Raw genomic sequence first — 16,383 nt, forward strand, 5'->3', positions numbered from 1 at the left:
TGATAGTCCGGGTACCAGCCCGGATGCCCCTGCTTGTCTCATTTCTTCAAAATAAGAGCCGCAGCCTTATAAGCTGCTGCTCTGGTTATAGCTACGACGCGGGTTGAAGCCCGCGCCTTAGCCTCTACGGGTACAGCGGTCCTACGGGTACAACAGCTGAATCACACGCCGCTTTGCAGAAGCATGTTACGGATGTGACCGATGGCCTTAGTCGGGTTCAGGCCTTTCGGGCATACGTTGACGCAGTTCATGATCCCGCGGCAGCGGAATACGCTGAACGGGTCATCCAGCGAAGCCAGACGCTCGGACGTCTTGGTGTCGCGGCTGTCTGCCAGGAAGCGGTAGGCTTGCAGCAGGGCAGCTGGACCCAGGAACTTGTCCGGGTTCCACCAGAAGGACGGGCACGAGGTCGAGCAGCAAGCGCACAGGATGCACTCGTACAGACCGTCGAGCTTTTCACGCTCTTCAGGGGACTGCAGACGCTCGATGGCCGGAGCCGGCGTATCGTTCTGCAGGTAAGGCTTAACCTTCTCGTATTGCTTGTAGAAGATGCTCATATCGACGACCAGGTCACGGATAACCGGCAAACCTGGCAGAGGACGAACGATCAACTTGTTACCTTTTACGACAGCAGACAGCGGCGTGACGCAGGCCAGGCCGTTTTTGCCGTTGATGTTCATGCCGTCGGAACCGCAAACACCTTCACGGCAAGAACGACGATAGGAGAAACCCTCGTCCTGCTCTTTGATCAGGGCCAGCACGTCCAGCACCATCAGGTCTTTACCACCGGTATCGACCTGGAATTCCTGCATGAACGGCGCGGCGTCCTGATCAGGGTTGTAACGATAAACGCTGACTTTCAACATGGCGGCCACCCTTAATAAGTCCGAATCTTAGGTTCAAAAGTCGGAACAGTCTTCGGCGAGAAGTTCACAGCACGCTTGGTCACGCGCTTGTCACCCGGGAAGTAGAGGGTGTGGCACAGCCAGTTTTCGTCGTCACGGTCTTCGAAGTCTTCACGGGCGTGAGCACCGCGGGACTCTTTACGTACTTCAGCTGCGATGGCGGTGGCTTCGGCCACTTCCAGCAGGTTCTGCAACTCAAGCGCTTCGATACGTGCAGTGTTGAACGCCTGCGACTTGTCGTTGATCTTGACGTTGGCGATGCGCACGCGCAGGTCAGCCAGTTGGGCAATACCCTTCTGCATGTATTCGCCGGTACGGAATACACCGAAGTAGTTCTGCATGCAGTTTTGCAGCTCGCGACGCAGGGTTGCCACGTCCTCACCTTCGGTACGCTCGTTCAGAGCGGACAGACGGGCCAGGGCCGCATTGATGTCGGCGTCGGTGGCCTCGTCGTATTCGATACCGTCGGTCAGCGCCTTTTCCAGGTGCAGGCCGGCAGCGCGGCCGAATACCACCAGGTCGAGCAGCGAGTTGCCGCCCAGACGGTTGGCACCGTGAACCGATACGCAAGCCACTTCACCCACTGCGAACAGGCCAGGGATGATTTCGTCGACGCCTTCGCCGTTCTGGGTGATCGCCTGGCCGTGAATGTTGGTGGCAACGCCGCCCATCATATAGTGGCAGGTCGGAACAACCGGAACCGGAGCAACAACCGGGTCAACGTGTGCGAAAGTCTTCGACAGTTCGCAGATGCCTGGCAGACGGCTGTGCAGCACTTCCTCGCCCAGGTGGTCGAGTTTAAGCATTACGTGGTCGCCATTCGGACCGCAACCGTTGCCGGCGATGATTTCTTTAACCATCGAACGGGCAACAACGTCACGACCAGCAAGGTCTTTGGCGTTCGGAGCATAACGCTCCATGAAACGCTCGCCGTGCTTGTTGATCAGGTATCCACCTTCACCACGGCAACCTTCTGTAACCAGTACACCGGCACCGGCGATACCGGTCGGGTGGAACTGCCACATTTCAATGTCTTGTACCGGCACGCCGGCACGCAGCGCCATGCCAACGCCGTCACCGGTGTTGATCAGGGCGTTGGTGGTCGAAGCGTAGATACGACCTGCACCGCCGGTAGCCAGTACGGTGGCCTTGGCACGGATGTAGGTGGTTTCGCCGGTTTCGATGCAGATGGCGATCACGCCGACGAACTCGCCTTCGCCGTTCTTCACCAGATCGACAGCGTAGTACTCGTTCAGGAACACGGTACCGGCTTTCAAGTTGCCCTGATAAAGGGTGTGCAGCAGAGCATGACCGGTACGGTCGGACGCAGCGCAAGTACGCGCAGCCTGGCCGCCTTTACCGTAGTCCTTGGACTGACCGCCGAACGGACGCTGGTAGATACGACCTTGCTCGGTACGCGAGAATGGCATACCCATGTGGTCCAGCTCGTAAACGGCAGCCGGGCCTTCCTGACACATGTATTCGATAGCGTCCTGGTCACCGATGTAGTCGGAACCCTTGACGGTATCGTACATGTGCCAGCGCCAGTCATCGTTCGGGTCCGCGGAGGCGATAGCGCAGGTGATGCCACCCTGAGCCGATACGGTGTGCGAACGCGTCGGGAAAACCTTGGTGATCACGGCAGTCTTGTGACCACCTTGTGCCAGTTGCAGCGCTGCGCGCATGCCGGCACCGCCACCACCAATGATGATGGCGTCGAAAGAAATCGTTGGAATGTTAGCCATGAATCAGATACCCCAGAGAATCTGCACACCCCAGACGAAGTAAGCGAACATCGCAACGCCGCATACTGCCTGGAAAAGGAAACGTACTGCAGTCGCGGACTTGCCCAGCGCCATCGGCGTCAGGTAGTCGGTCGCGATGGTCCACATGCCGACCCAGGCGTGAGCGCCCAGGGCAACGAGGGCCAGCAGACTGAAGATACGCATCCCGTTGTGGGCGAACAGGCCATGCCACTGCTCGTAGCCAATGCCCGGATTCGCTGCGAGGTATCCGATCAGGAAAATGAAATAAGCCGCGAGAACAACCGCAGACACACGCTGTGCCATCCAATCATAGAGGCCCGAACGCGAAAGGTTCGTAACGCTGGTTACCATATCCAAACTCCTGCCAGAACGATCAACACCACGGAAACGGCGATGATAATTTTCGAGCCCAGGCGGCCGCCTTCCAGCGTCTCACCGATGCCCATGTCCATGATCAAATGGCGCACACCGGCTACCAGGTGATACAGCAGAGCGGACAGGAGGCCCCATGCTACGAACTTGGCCAGCGGACTGGTCAAGCATGCCTTCACGTCGGCAAAACCTTCCTCGGAACCCAGGGATTTGCCCAATGCATACAGCATGAAGCCAAGGCCCAGGAAGAGGATGATGCCGGAAACACGGTGAAGAAACGACGTAACGCCGGTGATGGGGAGTTTGATGGTCCTTAGGTCTAGGTTTACAGGTCGTTGGCTTTTCACGGCTTTTTTTTCACACTGAAGAGCCCCTAACAATCAGGGCAAAGTTGTTGGGGAGTGCACTGGTCAGGTAACCACCACCCAGGGATGCGACCCCCAATAAAGCAGGCCCAAAAGCCCCTGGCGGTCGGTGGCCGAGTATAGACAGTTAGGCTACTAATGACAACGCGTTCACCTTCCCCTAATAGCTGATTGCACAAGCGCAATAAAAGGCGTAAACGGCAGGCAATTTCGAGGAAAAAGTCCGGTTAAAGCCTTCTGGAGCAAGACTTTAGGCAAATTGACATTCGAATTTATCTCACTATAGTGGTGCGGGCCCTGCGTGGGGGGTCTGTCTGATGATTTCAAGCATAAATAGGAGGCCACATGGCTGACAAAAAAGCGCAGTTGATCATCGAGGGCGCAGCCCCCGTCGAGCTGCCCATTTTAACCGGCACCGTTGGTCCCGATGTTATCGACGTTCGGGGCCTGACGGCCACGGGCCGCTTCACCTTTGACCCGGGTTTCATGTCGACCGCTTCCTGCGAGTCGAAGATTACCTATATTGACGGCGATAACGGCATTCTGCTGCACCGCGGCTACCCGATCGAGCAACTGGCCGAGAAGTCGGACTACCTGGAAACCTGCTACCTGCTGCTCAACGGCGAACTGCCGACAGCAGAGCAAAAGGCCCAGTTCGTCAGCACCGTGAAGAACCACACCATGGTTCACGAGCAGCTGAAGACTTTCTTCAACGGCTTCCGTCGCGACGCTCACCCAATGGCCGTGATGTGCGGCGTAGTCGGCGCCCTGTCGGCCTTCTACCACGACTCCCTGGACATCAATAACCCGCAGCATCGCGAAATCTCCGCGATCCGCCTGGTTGCCAAGATGCCGACCCTGGCAGCGATGGTTTACAAGTACTCCATGGGCCAACCCATGATGTACCCGCGCAACGACCTGTCGTACGCGGAAAACTTCCTGCACATGATGTTCAACACTCCGTGCGAGATCAAACCGATCAGCCCGGTACTCGCCAAGGCCATGGACCGGATCTTCATCCTCCATGCCGACCACGAGCAGAACGCATCGACCTCCACCGTACGCCTGGCAGGCTCCTCGGGCGCCAACCCGTTCGCCTGTATCGCTGCCGGCATCGCGGCACTGTGGGGCCCGGCTCACGGCGGCGCCAACGAAGCCGTACTGACCATGCTCGATGAAATTGGCGATGTCTCGAACATCGACAAGTTCATCGCCAAGGCCAAGGACAAGAACGATCCGTTCAAACTGATGGGCTTCGGTCACCGGGTTTACAAAAACCGCGACCCACGCGCTACCGTCATGAAAAAGACCTGCGACGAAGTGCTCAAGGAGCTCGGCATCCAGAACGATCCGCAACTCGAACTGGCCATGCGCCTGGAAGAGATCGCCCTGACCGACCCGTACTTCATCGAGCGCTCGCTGTACCCGAACGTCGACTTCTACTCGGGGATCATCCTCAAGGCGATCGGCATTCCAACCAGCATGTTCACCGTGATCTTCGCCCTGGCGCGGACCGTCGGCTGGATCTCCCACTGGAAAGAAATGCTCTCCAGCCCGTACAAGATCGGCCGCCCGCGCCAGCTGTACACCGGCTACGAGTCGCGTGACATTACCAAGCTGGAAGACCGCAAGTAAGCGCTGTCTTGCTGTAGCTTGTTGAGTTGCACCGGAAACGGCCTCTATTTATATAGGGGCCGTTTTTGTTTCCAGGGCCTACTGACTCTTTTTGAGTGCGTACATATTCGTTGTTTAGGTAACGGCCACTTAAGGCTCCGCCCTTACGGCGGGTCACTTTCGAAAAGCGCGAAAGTAACCAAAGCGCTCTTGCCCCTTTCGTTCGGCCCTTCGCCTAGGCTCAGGGTGCCTTCGCTCCGGCCCTGCTCCGTGGGCCCGCCGCCATCGGCCATCCATGGCCGGGGGCGGCTAACCCGGCATCCATGCCGGGTTGCCCACTGCGCAGAACCTCCACTCAGCCTCTCGAGGGGGCATGCACCGCAACAGCAACGCGAGGCGGCCTACCGGCCGGCCTGGTCACTGTGTAGTGGTCAACTGATCGTTCCCGCATGGGAACGATCAGTGTGGAGCATCACCACTCAACAGGCCGAGCGTTAGCTCGCCTGCAGCTCTTGATCTTGATCCACCCGCCCCTTCGGGAGGCTGAGTGGAGGTATTCATCCGGGGATTGGCGCGCAGCGCCGTTCGACGCAGTCGAACTCATTGCCTGGAGGTCGTCGCGAAGCAGACCGGAGGGCAATGCCCCCGGATGGATGCCGGAGCGAAGGAACGCCGAGCCTTAGCGAGGGGCCGGACGCTCGGGGCGAAGCGTTTTTTTGCTTACTTTTTTTAGGCGCTTGTAAAAAAAGTGAGTCGCCGTAAGGGCGAAACCATAAGTCGCCGTTACCGCAGGAATGGATATGTACTCGGTCAATAAAATATAGGTCGGCTGTCCGGTCACCTTCAGGACAAGTCGGATCGCCACATCGCTCGCTCCTACGGAATTATCAGCGCCGAATAAAAATGCCCCGATCTCTCGACCGAGGCATTTCATACAACGTCGCTACTTATATAGAAACATCAAACCTTAGTGCGAAACCGCCCCACTCGCCCCCAACCCAGTCTGCGAACGAACGAACTGCGGGAAGAACAGCGCCCGCTCATTGTCCGCCGCCGTCGACTTGTCAGTGATCGAGAAGAACCAGATCCCGATAAACGCAATCATCATCGAGAACAGCGCCGGGTACTCATACGGGAAGATCGCCTTCTCGTGATGCAGGATCTGCACCCAGATGGTCGGACCCAGCACCATCAAGCCCACCGCACTGACCAGACCCAGCCAGCCACCAATCATCGCCCCACGGGTGGTCAGCTTCTTCCAGTACATGGAAAGCAGCAGCACCGGGAAGTTACAGCTCGCGGCAATGGAGAACGCCAGGCCTACCATGAACGCGATGTTCTGGCTTTCGAACAGGATCCCCAGACCGATCGCCAGCACCGCCAAGGCAATGGTAGTGATTTTCGAGACACGGATTTCATCCTTCTCGTTGGCCTTGCCCTTCTTGATCACACTGGCATACAGGTCATGCGACACCGCCGATGCACCGGCCAGGGTCAGGCCGGCAACCACCGCCAGAATGGTGGCGAACGCTACCGCCGAGATAAAGCCCAGGAAAATACTGCCACCCACCGCGTTGGCCAGGTGCACCGCCGCCATGTTGTTACCGCCCAACAGGGCGCCCGCCGCATCCTTGAATTCCGGATTGGTGCTGACCAGCAGAATCGCGCCGAAGCCGATGATGAAGGTCAGGATGTAGAAGTAGCCGATGAAGCCAGTTGCATAGAGCACGCTCTTGCGAGCTTCCTTTGCATCACTCACGGTGAAGAAGCGCATCAGGATGTGCGGCAGGCCAGCGGTACCGAACATTAGCGCCAGACCGAGGGAGAACGCCGAGATCGGATCTTTCACCAGGCCGCCCGGGCTCATGATCGCTTCAGCTTTCGGGTGAACCTTGATCGCCTCGGAGAACAGCATGTTGAAGTCGAAGTTGACGTGCTTCATCACCATCAGCGCCATGAACGAGGCACCGGACAGCAGCAGCACGGCCTTGATGATCTGCACCCAGGTGGTTGCCAGCATGCCGCCGAACAGCACGTACATGCACATCAGGATGCCTACCAGGATCACCGCAACATGGTAGTCCAGGCCGAACAGCAGCTGGATCAGCTTGCCGGCACCGACCATTTGCGCGATCAGGTAGAACGCCACCACCACCAGCGAACCGCAGGCAGACAGGGTGCGGATCTGGGTCTGCCCAAGGCGGTAGGACGCCACGTCGGCAAAGGTGTATTTACCCAGGTTACGCAGACGCTCGGCGATCAGGAACAGAATGATCGGCCAGCCCACCAGGAAGCCGATCGAGTAGATCAGGCCGTCATAGCCGGACGTGAACACCAGCGCGGAAATCCCCAGGAAGGACGCCGCCGACATGTAGTCACCGGCAATCGCCAGACCGTTCTGGAAACCGGTGATCTTGCCGCCCGCCGCATAGTAGTCAGCAGCCGAATTGTTACGCTTGGAGGCCCAGTAGGTGATGCACAGCGTCGCGCCGACAAAGGCCACGAACATCAGGATTGCCGAAATATTGAGCGGTTGCTTGTGCACTTCGCCAGTGAGTGCCTCGGCCGCCCAAACGGCGGGGGCGAAGGCGGCGAGGCCCAGGACTGCAAATAGGCGCCGGATCATTGCTTGGCCTCCTTCAGAATCGCATTGTTGAGATCGTCGAACTCGCCGTTGGCGCGTCGTACATAGATGCCGGTCAGAATGAAGGCCGAAACAATCAGCCCCACACCAATCGGAATGCCCCAGGTAATCGACGACTCAGGGCTGATCTTCGCCCCCAGTACGTGCGGCCCGTAAGCGATCAGAAGAATGAATCCGGAGTACAGCCCAAGCATGATCGCCGATAGTATCCAGGCGAACTTTTCCCTTTTACGAACCAGCTCCTTGAAGCGCGGGCTGTTTTGAATCGAGAGGTAAATGCTGTCGTTCATTGTTTTTATCCTCGCAGCACAGATATGTGTTGGAACGTTATCCACTCTATGCGGCTCAAGGAGAGGTTCCAGACGACCTTAGTCTTAGAACGCAAAGTGTCGGTTTCACCCATTGAACGCGGACAAAAACAAAGGCCCGCGAGGCAAAAATGCCAAGCGGGCCTGGAAGGTGCTGACTAGACGCGTCGAATTAAATTACTGGACCCACTCGGCCACTCGTTCCGGGTGTTTGGCCACCCAATCCCGGGCCGCGACATCCGGCTTGGCGCCATCCTGAATCGCCAACATGACTTCGCCGATTTCGTCTTTCGAGGCCCACTGGAAGTTATGCAAGAACTTGGCGACTTCCGGCGCCTTCTTCTCCAGCCCCTTGCTGCCGATGCTATTGACGGTTTCCGCTGCGCCGTAAACGCCTTTGGAATCGTCAAGGAAGCGCAGCTTCCACTTGGCGAACATCCAGTGCGGTACCCAGCCGGTCACGGCAATGGACTCTTTCTTCTCTTCCGCGCGGGTCAGCTCGGCAATCATCCCGGCACCGGAACTGGCCTGCAGTTTGTAGTCCAGGCCGTAGTCCTTGATGGCCTGGTCGGTCTTGAGCATCACGCCTGAACCGGCATCGATGCCGACGATCTTGTTCTTGAAGGTGGTGTCATCCTTCAAGTCAGCGATGGAGATGGCCTTGACGTACTCCGGCACGATCAAGCCGATTTTTGCGTCCTTGAAGTTGGGACCGTAGTCGACCACCTTGTCCTTGTTCTTCGTCCAGTACTCACCGTGGGTCACCGGAAGCCAGGCCGAGAGCATGGCATCGAGTTTGCCCGTGGCCACGCCCTGCCACATGATCCCGGTCGCCACGGCTTGCAGCTTCACGTCATAGCCGAGCTTCTGCTTGATCACCTCCGCTGCCACGTGAGTGGTCGCCACGCTGTCGGACCAACCGTCGACATAGCCGATGCTCAGGGTTTTGCTGTCGGCAAATGCCTGCGTGGAGCCGATCGCCAGTGCCAGAGCGGCACCGGCGCCTAAGAGTCGTCGCATCTTCATCGTTACTTCCCCGAAAGTGCTGCGCCCGACGAATGCCGAGCAGCGTCAACGTATGTGCACAGCGCCTCCATCACGCCTCACCGCAAACTCGTTCGAACATCAGCGGAGTACTGATACCTCGATCATCAACCTCGCGACCTCGGCGACCTGCTCTACGAGCGACCTCAAGGCAGCGAGAAACGACATCAGAAAGCCAGTAACGACACCCCGACGAATTACCCTGGCAACTCCCGCCCGAACTTTGCATATCAAAATCATGCAGCCCACCAAGCCTCTGGCAAATGCAGGTAAGATGCGCGGCTTTGTTCCCGGATGGCTTGACCATGCCCGCCAGCTCGCGCTTCCCTTTTTTCGCTTATCTGTTTGCCTGCCTGCTCGGCCTTTTTGCCTTATGTGGCTACTGGTACGGCCTCGGCCAACCGGTGGTATTACCGGATGCTGCCAGCGCCACGCACAAACTGCAGTGCGCCTCCTACACCCCGTTCGATAAAGACCAGTCGCCGTTCGATGTGCCATTCAACCTGCGTCCCGAGCGCATGGACGCCGACCTTGCGCTGCTGGCGACCCGTTTTGAATGCATCCGCACTTACTCGATGACCGGCCTCGAAGCCCTGCCGGACCTGGCGCGCAAGCACGGTCTGAAAATGATGATCGGCGCCTGGGTCAACAGCAACCCGGTGGACACCGCCAAGGAAGTCGAGCTGCTGATCGCCGAAGCCAACGCCAACCCGGACGTGGTCACTGCGGTGATCGTCGGCAACGAAGCCCTACTGCGCAAGGAAATCACTGGCGCGCAACTGGCCAAGCTGATCAGTCACGTCAAAAGCCAGGTCAAACAACCGGTGACCTACGCCGACGTCTGGGAATTCTGGCTCAAACATCCTGAAATCGCCCCGACAGTGGATTTCCTCACCATCCACTTGCTGCCGTACTGGGAAGACGATCCGTCGAACATCGACGCCGCCCTGCAACACGTCGCCGAGGTACGCCAGGTGTTCGGCAATCGCTTCGCCCCCAAAGACGTGATGATTGGCGAGACCGGCTGGCCGAGCGAAGGCCGCCAGCGGGAAACCGCCGTGCCCAGCCGGGTCAACGAAGCCCGCTTCATTCGCGGCTTTGTCGCCATGGCCGAACAGCAAGGCTGGCACTACAACCTGATCGAAGCGTTCGACCAACCCTGGAAACGCGGCAGCGAAGGCGCGGTCGGTGGTTACTGGGGGTTGTTCGACGCCGACCGCCAGGACAAGGGCGTTCTCGCAGGCCCGGTCAGCAACCTGCCGTACTGGCCGCAATGGCTGGCCGTGGGCGGGCTGATATTCCTCGGCGCGTTGATGCTGGGAGGCCGCGTGCGCAGCACCCGTTCAGCATTGATATTGCCGCTGCTGGGCGCTGTCGCGGCCTGCTCTATCGGAAGCTTTGCCGAGTTGGCGCGCGTCACCAGCCGCTCTGCCGATGAATGGATCTGGGCCGTTGTGCTCGTCACCCTGAACCTGCTGGTTCTGACCCATGCAGCATTGACCCTGAGTACCCGAACCGGCTGGCGTGAACGCGCCTTCAATGCGTTGGAGCGTCGCGCCGGCTGGCTGCTGGCCGCGGCAGGCTTTGCCGGTGCGGTGATGATGCTGGGACTGGTGTTCGAGCCACGTTATCGCAGCTTCCCAAGCGCCGCCCTGCTGCTACCAGCACTGGTTTACCTGATTCGCCCGGTCAGTGTTCCTCGCCGTGAAATCGCCCTGCTGACCTTTATCATCGGCGCCGGCATCGCCCCGCAACTGTATCGCGAAGGCTTGCTCAATCAGCAAGCCTGGGGCTGGGCACTGGTCAGTGGGTTGATGGTTGCCGCGTTGTGGCGCAGTTTGCGAGTGCGCAAAGGCTGACGGCCATTCGCCTGCCGATGGGTTATCGCGGGCAAGCAGCCGGTGCCCGCACCAACCGCAACCCCGCAATCACCACCGCAAACACCGCCAGGCTGGTGTTGTACAGGGCCAGTGCAGGGAAACCGAACATCAGCGCCAGCAGCGCCAGCCACCAGCCCGCCCGCTCCGGTGCGAAAAAACCGGCCAGCGCCGCGGCCAACGCGGCCCAGCCCATGACCTTGAAGTGAATCATCAACCCCAGCCCGGAGCGCAACTGGCATTCCCAGCGACTGGCCTGATCCACGCAAATGCCGACCCACTGGGCATCTTCCATAAAGCCATAACGCGCACCATAACTGGCGACCAGCCATAGCGGCAGTACGATGCACAGCAATATCACGGGTAAACGGCGGGACATGAAACTCTCCGAGAGGCAAAACGGCGCCCAGCTTAATCGCACGAGGCCGCGAAACAAACGCATTCAACAGATAACTGGTCATCAAATGCCTGCAAAGTGTATCGTCCGGCTACTATTGACCACCACTCAGCCACTTTGGTGCCGATGCATGGCACTTTGGCGCGAAACCTGTGGTCATAGCCTGCGAACTTCATTAGGCACCTTCCTCTAAGGGATTTAGTCATGCTCCGTTCCTTGCGCTTCGCTGCCCTTTTCGGCGGCCTTATCCTGAGTGCGTCCGCACTGGCGATAGATATAGATGCCGCCAGTTATGGCTACCCGCTTACCAACCCGTTTGAAGCGACGATTGCCACGACACCGCCAGAACTGAGGCCAGAGCTGCCACTGGACGAAGATATCAATCAGGGCGATTACAGCCTGGCGCTGCGCCCCGAGCGCGCCTTCGAATTGCCGGACAACTTCTGGGCGGTGAAAAAACTCACCTACCGCATGGCCACCCAGGACCACGCCGCACCGCTGATTTTCCTGATCGCCGGCACCGGCGCACGCTACGACAGCAGCCTCAACGAATACCTCAAGCGCCTCTACTACAAGGCCGGCTATCACGTCGTCCAGCTGTCCTCGCCCACCAGCTACGACTTCATTGCCTCCGCGTCCCGCTTCGCCACCCCGGGCGTGAGCAAGGAAGATGCCGAGGACATGTACCGCGTGATGCAAGCCGTGCGCGCGCACAACCCGAATCTGCCGGTCACCGACTACTACCTCACCGGTTATAGCCTGGGCGCACTGGATGCTGCCTTCGTCGCCCATCTGGACGAAACCCGGCGCAGCTTCAACTTCAAGAAAGTGCTGCTGCTCAATCCGCCGGTGAACCTCTATACCTCCGTGACCAACCTCGACAAGATGGTGCAAACCGAGGTCAAGGGCATCAACAACAGCACCACGTTTTATGAACTGGTCCTCAACAAGCTGACCCGCTACTTCCAGGAAAAAGGCTACATCGACCTCAACGATGCGCTGGTCTATGACTTCCAGCAGTCAAAAGAGCATCTGACCAACGAACAGATGGCCATGCTGATCGGTACCTCGTTCCGTTTCTCGGCCGCCGACATCGCCTACACCTCGGACCTGGTCAACCGCCGCGGCCTGATCACCCCGCCCAAGTACCCGATCGCCGAAGGCACCAGCCTGACGCCGTTCTTCAAGCGCGCCCTGCAATGCGACTTCGATTGCTACCTCACCGAGCAGGTGATTCCCATGTGGCGTGCGCGCACCGACGGCGGCAGCCTGCTGCAACTGATCGACCAGGTCAGCCTGTACGCACTGAAGGACTACCTGCACGACAGCCCGAAAATCGCCGTCATGCACAACGCTGACGATGTGATCCTTGGCCCTGGCGACCTGGGCTTCCTGCGCAAGACTTTCGGCGACCGCTTGACGGTCTACCCTCACGGCGGCCATTGCGGCAACCTCAACTATCGCGTCAACGCCGACGACATGCTGGAGTTCTTCCGTGGCTAAACCTCTCCTGTTTCTCGCTGCGTTGCTCTGCGCAAGTTATGCCAATGCCGACAACAGCAAGGCCAACACCCCGACCGTGGTAGATCCGGACGGCTTCACCGAACCCTTGACCAAACTCAAGTTCAACCCGGGGCTGGACCAGCGCGAATTCGAGCGCTCGACCCTCAGCGCCCTGAACGTCTATGACCCGCTAGAGTCGTGGAACCGTCGGGTCTACCACTTCAACTACCGCTTCGACCAGTGGGTGTTCCTGCCGGTGGTCGACGGTTACCGCTATATCACCCCGAGCTTTCTGCGCACCGGTGTCAGCAACTTCTTCAACAACCTGGGTGACGTGCCCAATCTGGTGAACAGCCTGTTGCAACTCAAGGGCCAGCGCTCACTGGAAACCACCGGGCGCCTGCTGCTCAACACCACGGTCGGCATCGCCGGCCTGTGGGATCCGGCGACCTCCATGGGCCTGCCACGCCAAAGCGAAGACTTCGGGCAGACCCTGGGGTTCTACGGCGTTCCGGGCGGCGCCTACCTCATGCTGCCGATCCTCGGCCCCTCGAACCTGCGCGACACCGGCGGGCTGGTGGTCGACTACACGGCAGAGTCAGCGATCAACTTCCTGAACGTGTCGGAAGTCAGCGAGAACCATCCGGAAATCTTGATCCTGCGTGGCATCGACAAGCGTTACCAGACCCGCTTCCGCTACGGCCAGACAAACTCGCCGTTCGAGTACGAGAAGGTACGCTACGTCTACAGCGAAGCCCGCAAGCTGCAGATCGCCGAGTAATCACGCTGGCAACAAAAAGGCCATTCGACTCGCATCGAATGGCCTTTTTCATGCACCTGTCATCCCCTATCCTTTGTGGGAGCGAGCGTACATTGCTTGCTCAGCCTTTGACCGCGCGCCAGCCCCTGCTCACCATCATCACACCGGCCAGCACCACCGCCCCCGCCACAATCCCGGCCACGGCGTTCATCAAGCTCGGCACGATCCACGAGAAGCCGCCAACGCTCTGGCTCACACCTTCAATCCAGTGATGTACCGCGGGCACGCCATGGGTGAGAATCCCGCCACCGACCAGGAACATCGCGGCCGTACCGATCACCGACAGGCTTTTCATCAAGTACGGTGCAGCCCGCAGGATCGCGCCCCCGATGCTTTTGGCCACCTGCGCCGGTTTCTGCGTGAGCCACAAGCCGAGATCGTCGAGCTTGACGATGCCCGCCACCAGACCGTAAACACCGACGGTCATGACGATGGCAATCCCCGACAGCACAATCACCTGTTGCGTCAGCGGCGCGTCGGCCACGGTGCCCAGGGTGATGGCGATGATTTCCGCCGAGAGGATGAAGTCGGTGCGCACCGCGCCCTTGATCTTGTCCTTCTCGAAGGCCACCAGATCGACGGCCGGGTCAGCCACGGCTTCGACCAACTGCGCATGCTCGGCCTGATCTTCGGCCTTGCTGTGGAGGAACTTGTGCGCCAGCTTTTCAAACCCTTCAAAACACAGGTAGGCCCCCCCCAGCATCAGCAGTGGCGTGACCAGCCAGGGAATGAACGCGCTGATGGCCAGCGCCGATGGCACCAGGATCAGTTTGTTGATGAACGAGCCCTTGGCCACCGCCCAGACCACCGGAATTTCCCGCTCGGCGCGCACGCCAGACACCTGCTGGGCATTGAGCGCCAGATCGTCACCCAGGACGCCGGCGGTCTTTTTCGCGGCCAACTTGGTCATCAACGCAACATCGTCGAGCACCGCGGCAATGTCATCGATCAACAACAGCAAACTGCTTCCTGCCATGGCTCAGGGTGTCCTTCGTGAATAAGTGATGTGCAGCATAGCCTGCCACACTGCGTAAGGGCATTCTTGAGCGTCGCGCGAGGCCGGTGCTACCATGCGCAACCGCCAGTACAGGCAAGGAATCACCTGTTTTATGAGCACTATCCGCGAGCGCAATAAAGAACTGATCCTGCGTGCCGCCAGTGAAGAATTTGCCGACAAGGGCTTCGCTGCGACCAAAACCAGCGATATCGCGGCCAAGGCGGGGTTACCAAAGCCCAACGTCTATTACTACTTCAAGTCCAAGGAAAACCTCTACCGCGAGGTCCTGGAAAGCATCATCGAGCCGATCCTGCAGGCCTCGACGCCGTTCAACGCCGACGGCGAGCCCAGCGAAGTGCTCGGCGGCTACATTCGCTCGAAGATCCACATCTCCCGCGACCTGCCATTTGCCTCCAAAGTGTTTGCCAGCGAAATCATGCACGGCGCCCCACACCTGAGCGCCGACCTGGTGGAGCAGCTCAACGGCCAGGCCAGGCACAACATCGACTGCATCCAGACCTGGATCGATCGCGGCCAGATCGCCCCCATCGACCCCCATCACCTGATGTTCAGCATCTGGGCCGCGACCCAGACCTACGCCGACTTCGACTGGCAGATCACCGCCATCACCGGCAAGGCCAAGCTGGATGACGAGGATTACGAAGCGGCGGCGCAGACAATTATCCGCTTGGTGCTCAAGGGCTGCGAGCCGGATCGCAGGGCCGAGTGACCCGCCATCGCGGGCCTGCTTGATCCATGCAGTACCGCCCGCCGAATGGGGGCGGCCTGCGAATTCCAATCAACCGCTGCACGGATGCCTGTCAGCCAGGAACGCCAACAAGGCCTCAGTGACAAACCGCGGATTTTCCAGATTGGAGATATGTCCGGCTTCAGGTACCAGTCGATAGGGACAGCCAATCAACTCTGCCATTTCCATGGTTTCCGAAGGCGGTCTTGGAGTGTCCTGGTCACCGCACATCACCAGCGTGGCTTGCGGGTTCAACTGACTCAGACACGCCAACACATCCTCTCGACCAAACGTGATCCGCCCCAGCGGTACGATGCTCTCGCGCAAACGCTCAGGCGGTAAGGCTGCCAGTGATGCGCGAAACTGCTGATAAAGCGGTGACTGCGGGTCGATTCCCGGCCGGAAGAAAATCGGTACCACGATATCGAGAATCTGCGGCGTAATCGCACCCGCCTCCTCGATCTGCTTGAGCAACGAAAAATAGTACTGCCGGGTGGCCTCGGGTTCGGCGCCGAGGTAGGTGTCCATCAGCACCAGGCCGTTGATGCGCTGCGGGTGGGACAGGGCCAGGCGCGCCCCCCACATGCCGCCGACCGAAAGGCCGACCAGCGTCACATGCTCAAGGTCCAGGTGATCGAGCAGCGCCAGGGCCTGGCGCGCCAGGTCATCCAGGGAGGCCGTGCCCTGGGGCAGCGACCCGGACTCACCGTGTCCCCACAGGTCCAGGGCAATCACCCGATACTGTTGCGACAAGGCCGCAATCTGTGGCGCCCACATAGCCTGGTCCCACAAGTAACTACCGGCCAACAGCACCGCAGGGCCCACACCTTGGTCAATATAGTGAAGGGGTTGTCCATCAATCGTAACGAAGGGCATCCGTTGTCTCCTTTGCACAGTGTGCTTGTCAGAAATGGTCCGGCAGACTGTCCCGCGCAGGTATGAGCGTCAATTCCGGCTTCAATAGCGCATGTGACAAGGCCACCGCGCACAAGCGCTACCGACCACCCACCTCTACGCGGTCGT

16 protein-coding genes are annotated in these 16,383 nt (G+C 59.3%); 5 read left to right on the forward strand and 11 right to left on the reverse strand.

All coding sequences use genetic code 11. The annotated features are described in order from the left end of the window. Positions 1-161 precede the first annotated feature (161 nt). From CKW29_RS15485 to sdhC, 4 genes are read right to left on the reverse strand one after another with little or no spacing between them, the layout of a single operon-like run. Complete coding sequence (locus CKW29_RS15485) at positions 162-866, reverse strand: succinate dehydrogenase iron-sulfur subunit (protein ID WP_095078947.1); 705 nt, start codon at positions 864-866, stop codon at positions 162-164. 11 nt (positions 867-877) lie between these two features. After that, the gene (gene sdhA / locus CKW29_RS15490; protein WP_095143812.1) at positions 878-2,650 is read right to left on the reverse strand and encodes a succinate dehydrogenase flavoprotein subunit; all 1,773 of its coding nucleotides are present in this window, start codon (positions 2,648-2,650) and stop codon (positions 878-880) included. Positions 2,651-2,653: 3 nt separating this feature from the next. Next, positions 2,654-3,022: a succinate dehydrogenase, hydrophobic membrane anchor protein gene (gene sdhD / locus CKW29_RS15495; protein WP_045057756.1), complete on the reverse strand. Its 369-nt coding sequence runs from the start codon at positions 3,020-3,022 to the stop codon at positions 2,654-2,656. Then, on the reverse strand, positions 3,016-3,390 hold the full coding sequence (sdhC, locus tag CKW29_RS15500) for a succinate dehydrogenase, cytochrome b556 subunit (protein WP_056852964.1): 375 nt from the start codon (positions 3,388-3,390) through the stop codon (positions 3,016-3,018). Before sdhC ends, sdhD begins: the two co-directional genes overlap by 7 nt. Positions 3,391-3,753: 363 nt before the next feature. On the opposite strand from sdhC, the gene gltA reads away from it, so the two are divergent. Then, complete coding sequence (gene gltA, locus CKW29_RS15505) at positions 3,754-5,043, forward strand: citrate synthase (RefSeq protein ID WP_090464061.1); 1,290 nt, start codon at positions 3,754-3,756, stop codon at positions 5,041-5,043. 658 nt (positions 5,044-5,701) lie between these two features. Here the strand turns inward: gltA and CKW29_RS25560 are convergent. The 4 genes from CKW29_RS25560 to CKW29_RS15520 form a co-directional block, all read right to left on the reverse strand. After that, complete coding sequence (locus CKW29_RS25560; protein ID WP_141234421.1) at positions 5,702-5,956, reverse strand: hypothetical protein; 255 nt, start codon at positions 5,954-5,956, stop codon at positions 5,702-5,704. A gap of 33 nt (positions 5,957-5,989) precedes the next feature. Next, complete coding sequence (locus CKW29_RS15510; RefSeq protein WP_095148804.1) at positions 5,990-7,648, reverse strand: cation acetate symporter; 1,659 nt, start codon at positions 7,646-7,648, stop codon at positions 5,990-5,992. Continuing rightward, positions 7,645-7,956: a DUF485 domain-containing protein gene (locus tag CKW29_RS15515; RefSeq protein ID WP_095143815.1), complete on the reverse strand. Its 312-nt coding sequence runs from the start codon at positions 7,954-7,956 to the stop codon at positions 7,645-7,647. The genes CKW29_RS15510 and CKW29_RS15515 overlap by 4 nt, the downstream gene beginning before the upstream one ends. A 195-nt stretch (positions 7,957-8,151) precedes the next feature. After that, positions 8,152-9,000, reverse strand: coding sequence for a glycine betaine ABC transporter substrate-binding protein (locus CKW29_RS15520; RefSeq protein ID WP_095143816.1), 849 nt, complete (start codon positions 8,998-9,000; stop codon positions 8,152-8,154). 281 nt (positions 9,001-9,281) lie between these two features. Between CKW29_RS15520 and CKW29_RS15530 the strand changes: the two genes are divergently transcribed. Further along, positions 9,282-10,877, forward strand: coding sequence for a glycosyl hydrolase family 17 protein (locus CKW29_RS15530; RefSeq protein ID WP_095143817.1), 1,596 nt, complete (start codon positions 9,282-9,284; stop codon positions 10,875-10,877). A gap of 22 nt (positions 10,878-10,899) precedes the next feature. Here the strand turns inward: CKW29_RS15530 and CKW29_RS15535 are convergent, their stop codons facing one another. Then, a complete protein-coding gene (locus CKW29_RS15535) occupies positions 10,900-11,274 on the reverse strand; it encodes a hypothetical protein (protein WP_095143818.1) in 375 nt (124 codons plus the stop codon). Between the two features lie 222 nt (positions 11,275-11,496). Here CKW29_RS15535 and CKW29_RS15540 point away from each other — a divergent pair, with 222 nt between their 5' ends. Beyond that, positions 11,497-12,795 carry a serine/threonine protein kinase gene (locus CKW29_RS15540; RefSeq protein WP_095143819.1) on the forward strand — a complete coding sequence of 433 codons (1,299 nt, stop codon included), beginning with the start codon at positions 11,497-11,499 and terminating at the stop codon, positions 12,793-12,795. Next, complete coding sequence (locus CKW29_RS15545) at positions 12,788-13,576, forward strand: VacJ family lipoprotein (RefSeq protein WP_095143820.1); 789 nt, start codon at positions 12,788-12,790, stop codon at positions 13,574-13,576. Before CKW29_RS15540 ends, CKW29_RS15545 begins: the two co-directional genes overlap by 8 nt. A 100-nt stretch (positions 13,577-13,676) precedes the next feature. On the opposite strand, the gene CKW29_RS15550 is transcribed toward CKW29_RS15545, so the two are convergent. Beyond that, the gene (locus CKW29_RS15550; protein ID WP_095143821.1) at positions 13,677-14,591 is read right to left on the reverse strand and encodes a DUF808 domain-containing protein; all 915 of its coding nucleotides are present in this window, start codon (positions 14,589-14,591) and stop codon (positions 13,677-13,679) included. A 133-nt stretch (positions 14,592-14,724) separates the two neighbouring features. Between CKW29_RS15550 and CKW29_RS15555 the strand changes: the two genes are divergently transcribed. Continuing rightward, positions 14,725-15,342, forward strand: a complete 618-nt coding sequence (locus CKW29_RS15555) for a TetR/AcrR family transcriptional regulator (protein WP_095143822.1) — start codon at positions 14,725-14,727, stop codon at positions 15,340-15,342. A 69-nt stretch (positions 15,343-15,411) separates the two neighbouring features. Here CKW29_RS15555 and CKW29_RS15560 read toward each other — a convergent pair whose 3' ends face one another. Continuing rightward, a complete protein-coding gene (locus CKW29_RS15560) occupies positions 15,412-16,236 on the reverse strand; it encodes an alpha/beta fold hydrolase (protein ID WP_095143823.1) in 825 nt (274 codons plus the stop codon). Between the last annotated feature and the right edge of the window lie 147 nt (positions 16,237-16,383).

The sequence above is a fragment of the Pseudomonas sp. Irchel s3a18 genome, from assembly GCF_900187535.1.
Lineage (GTDB): Bacteria > Pseudomonadota > Gammaproteobacteria > Pseudomonadales > Pseudomonadaceae > Aquipseudomonas.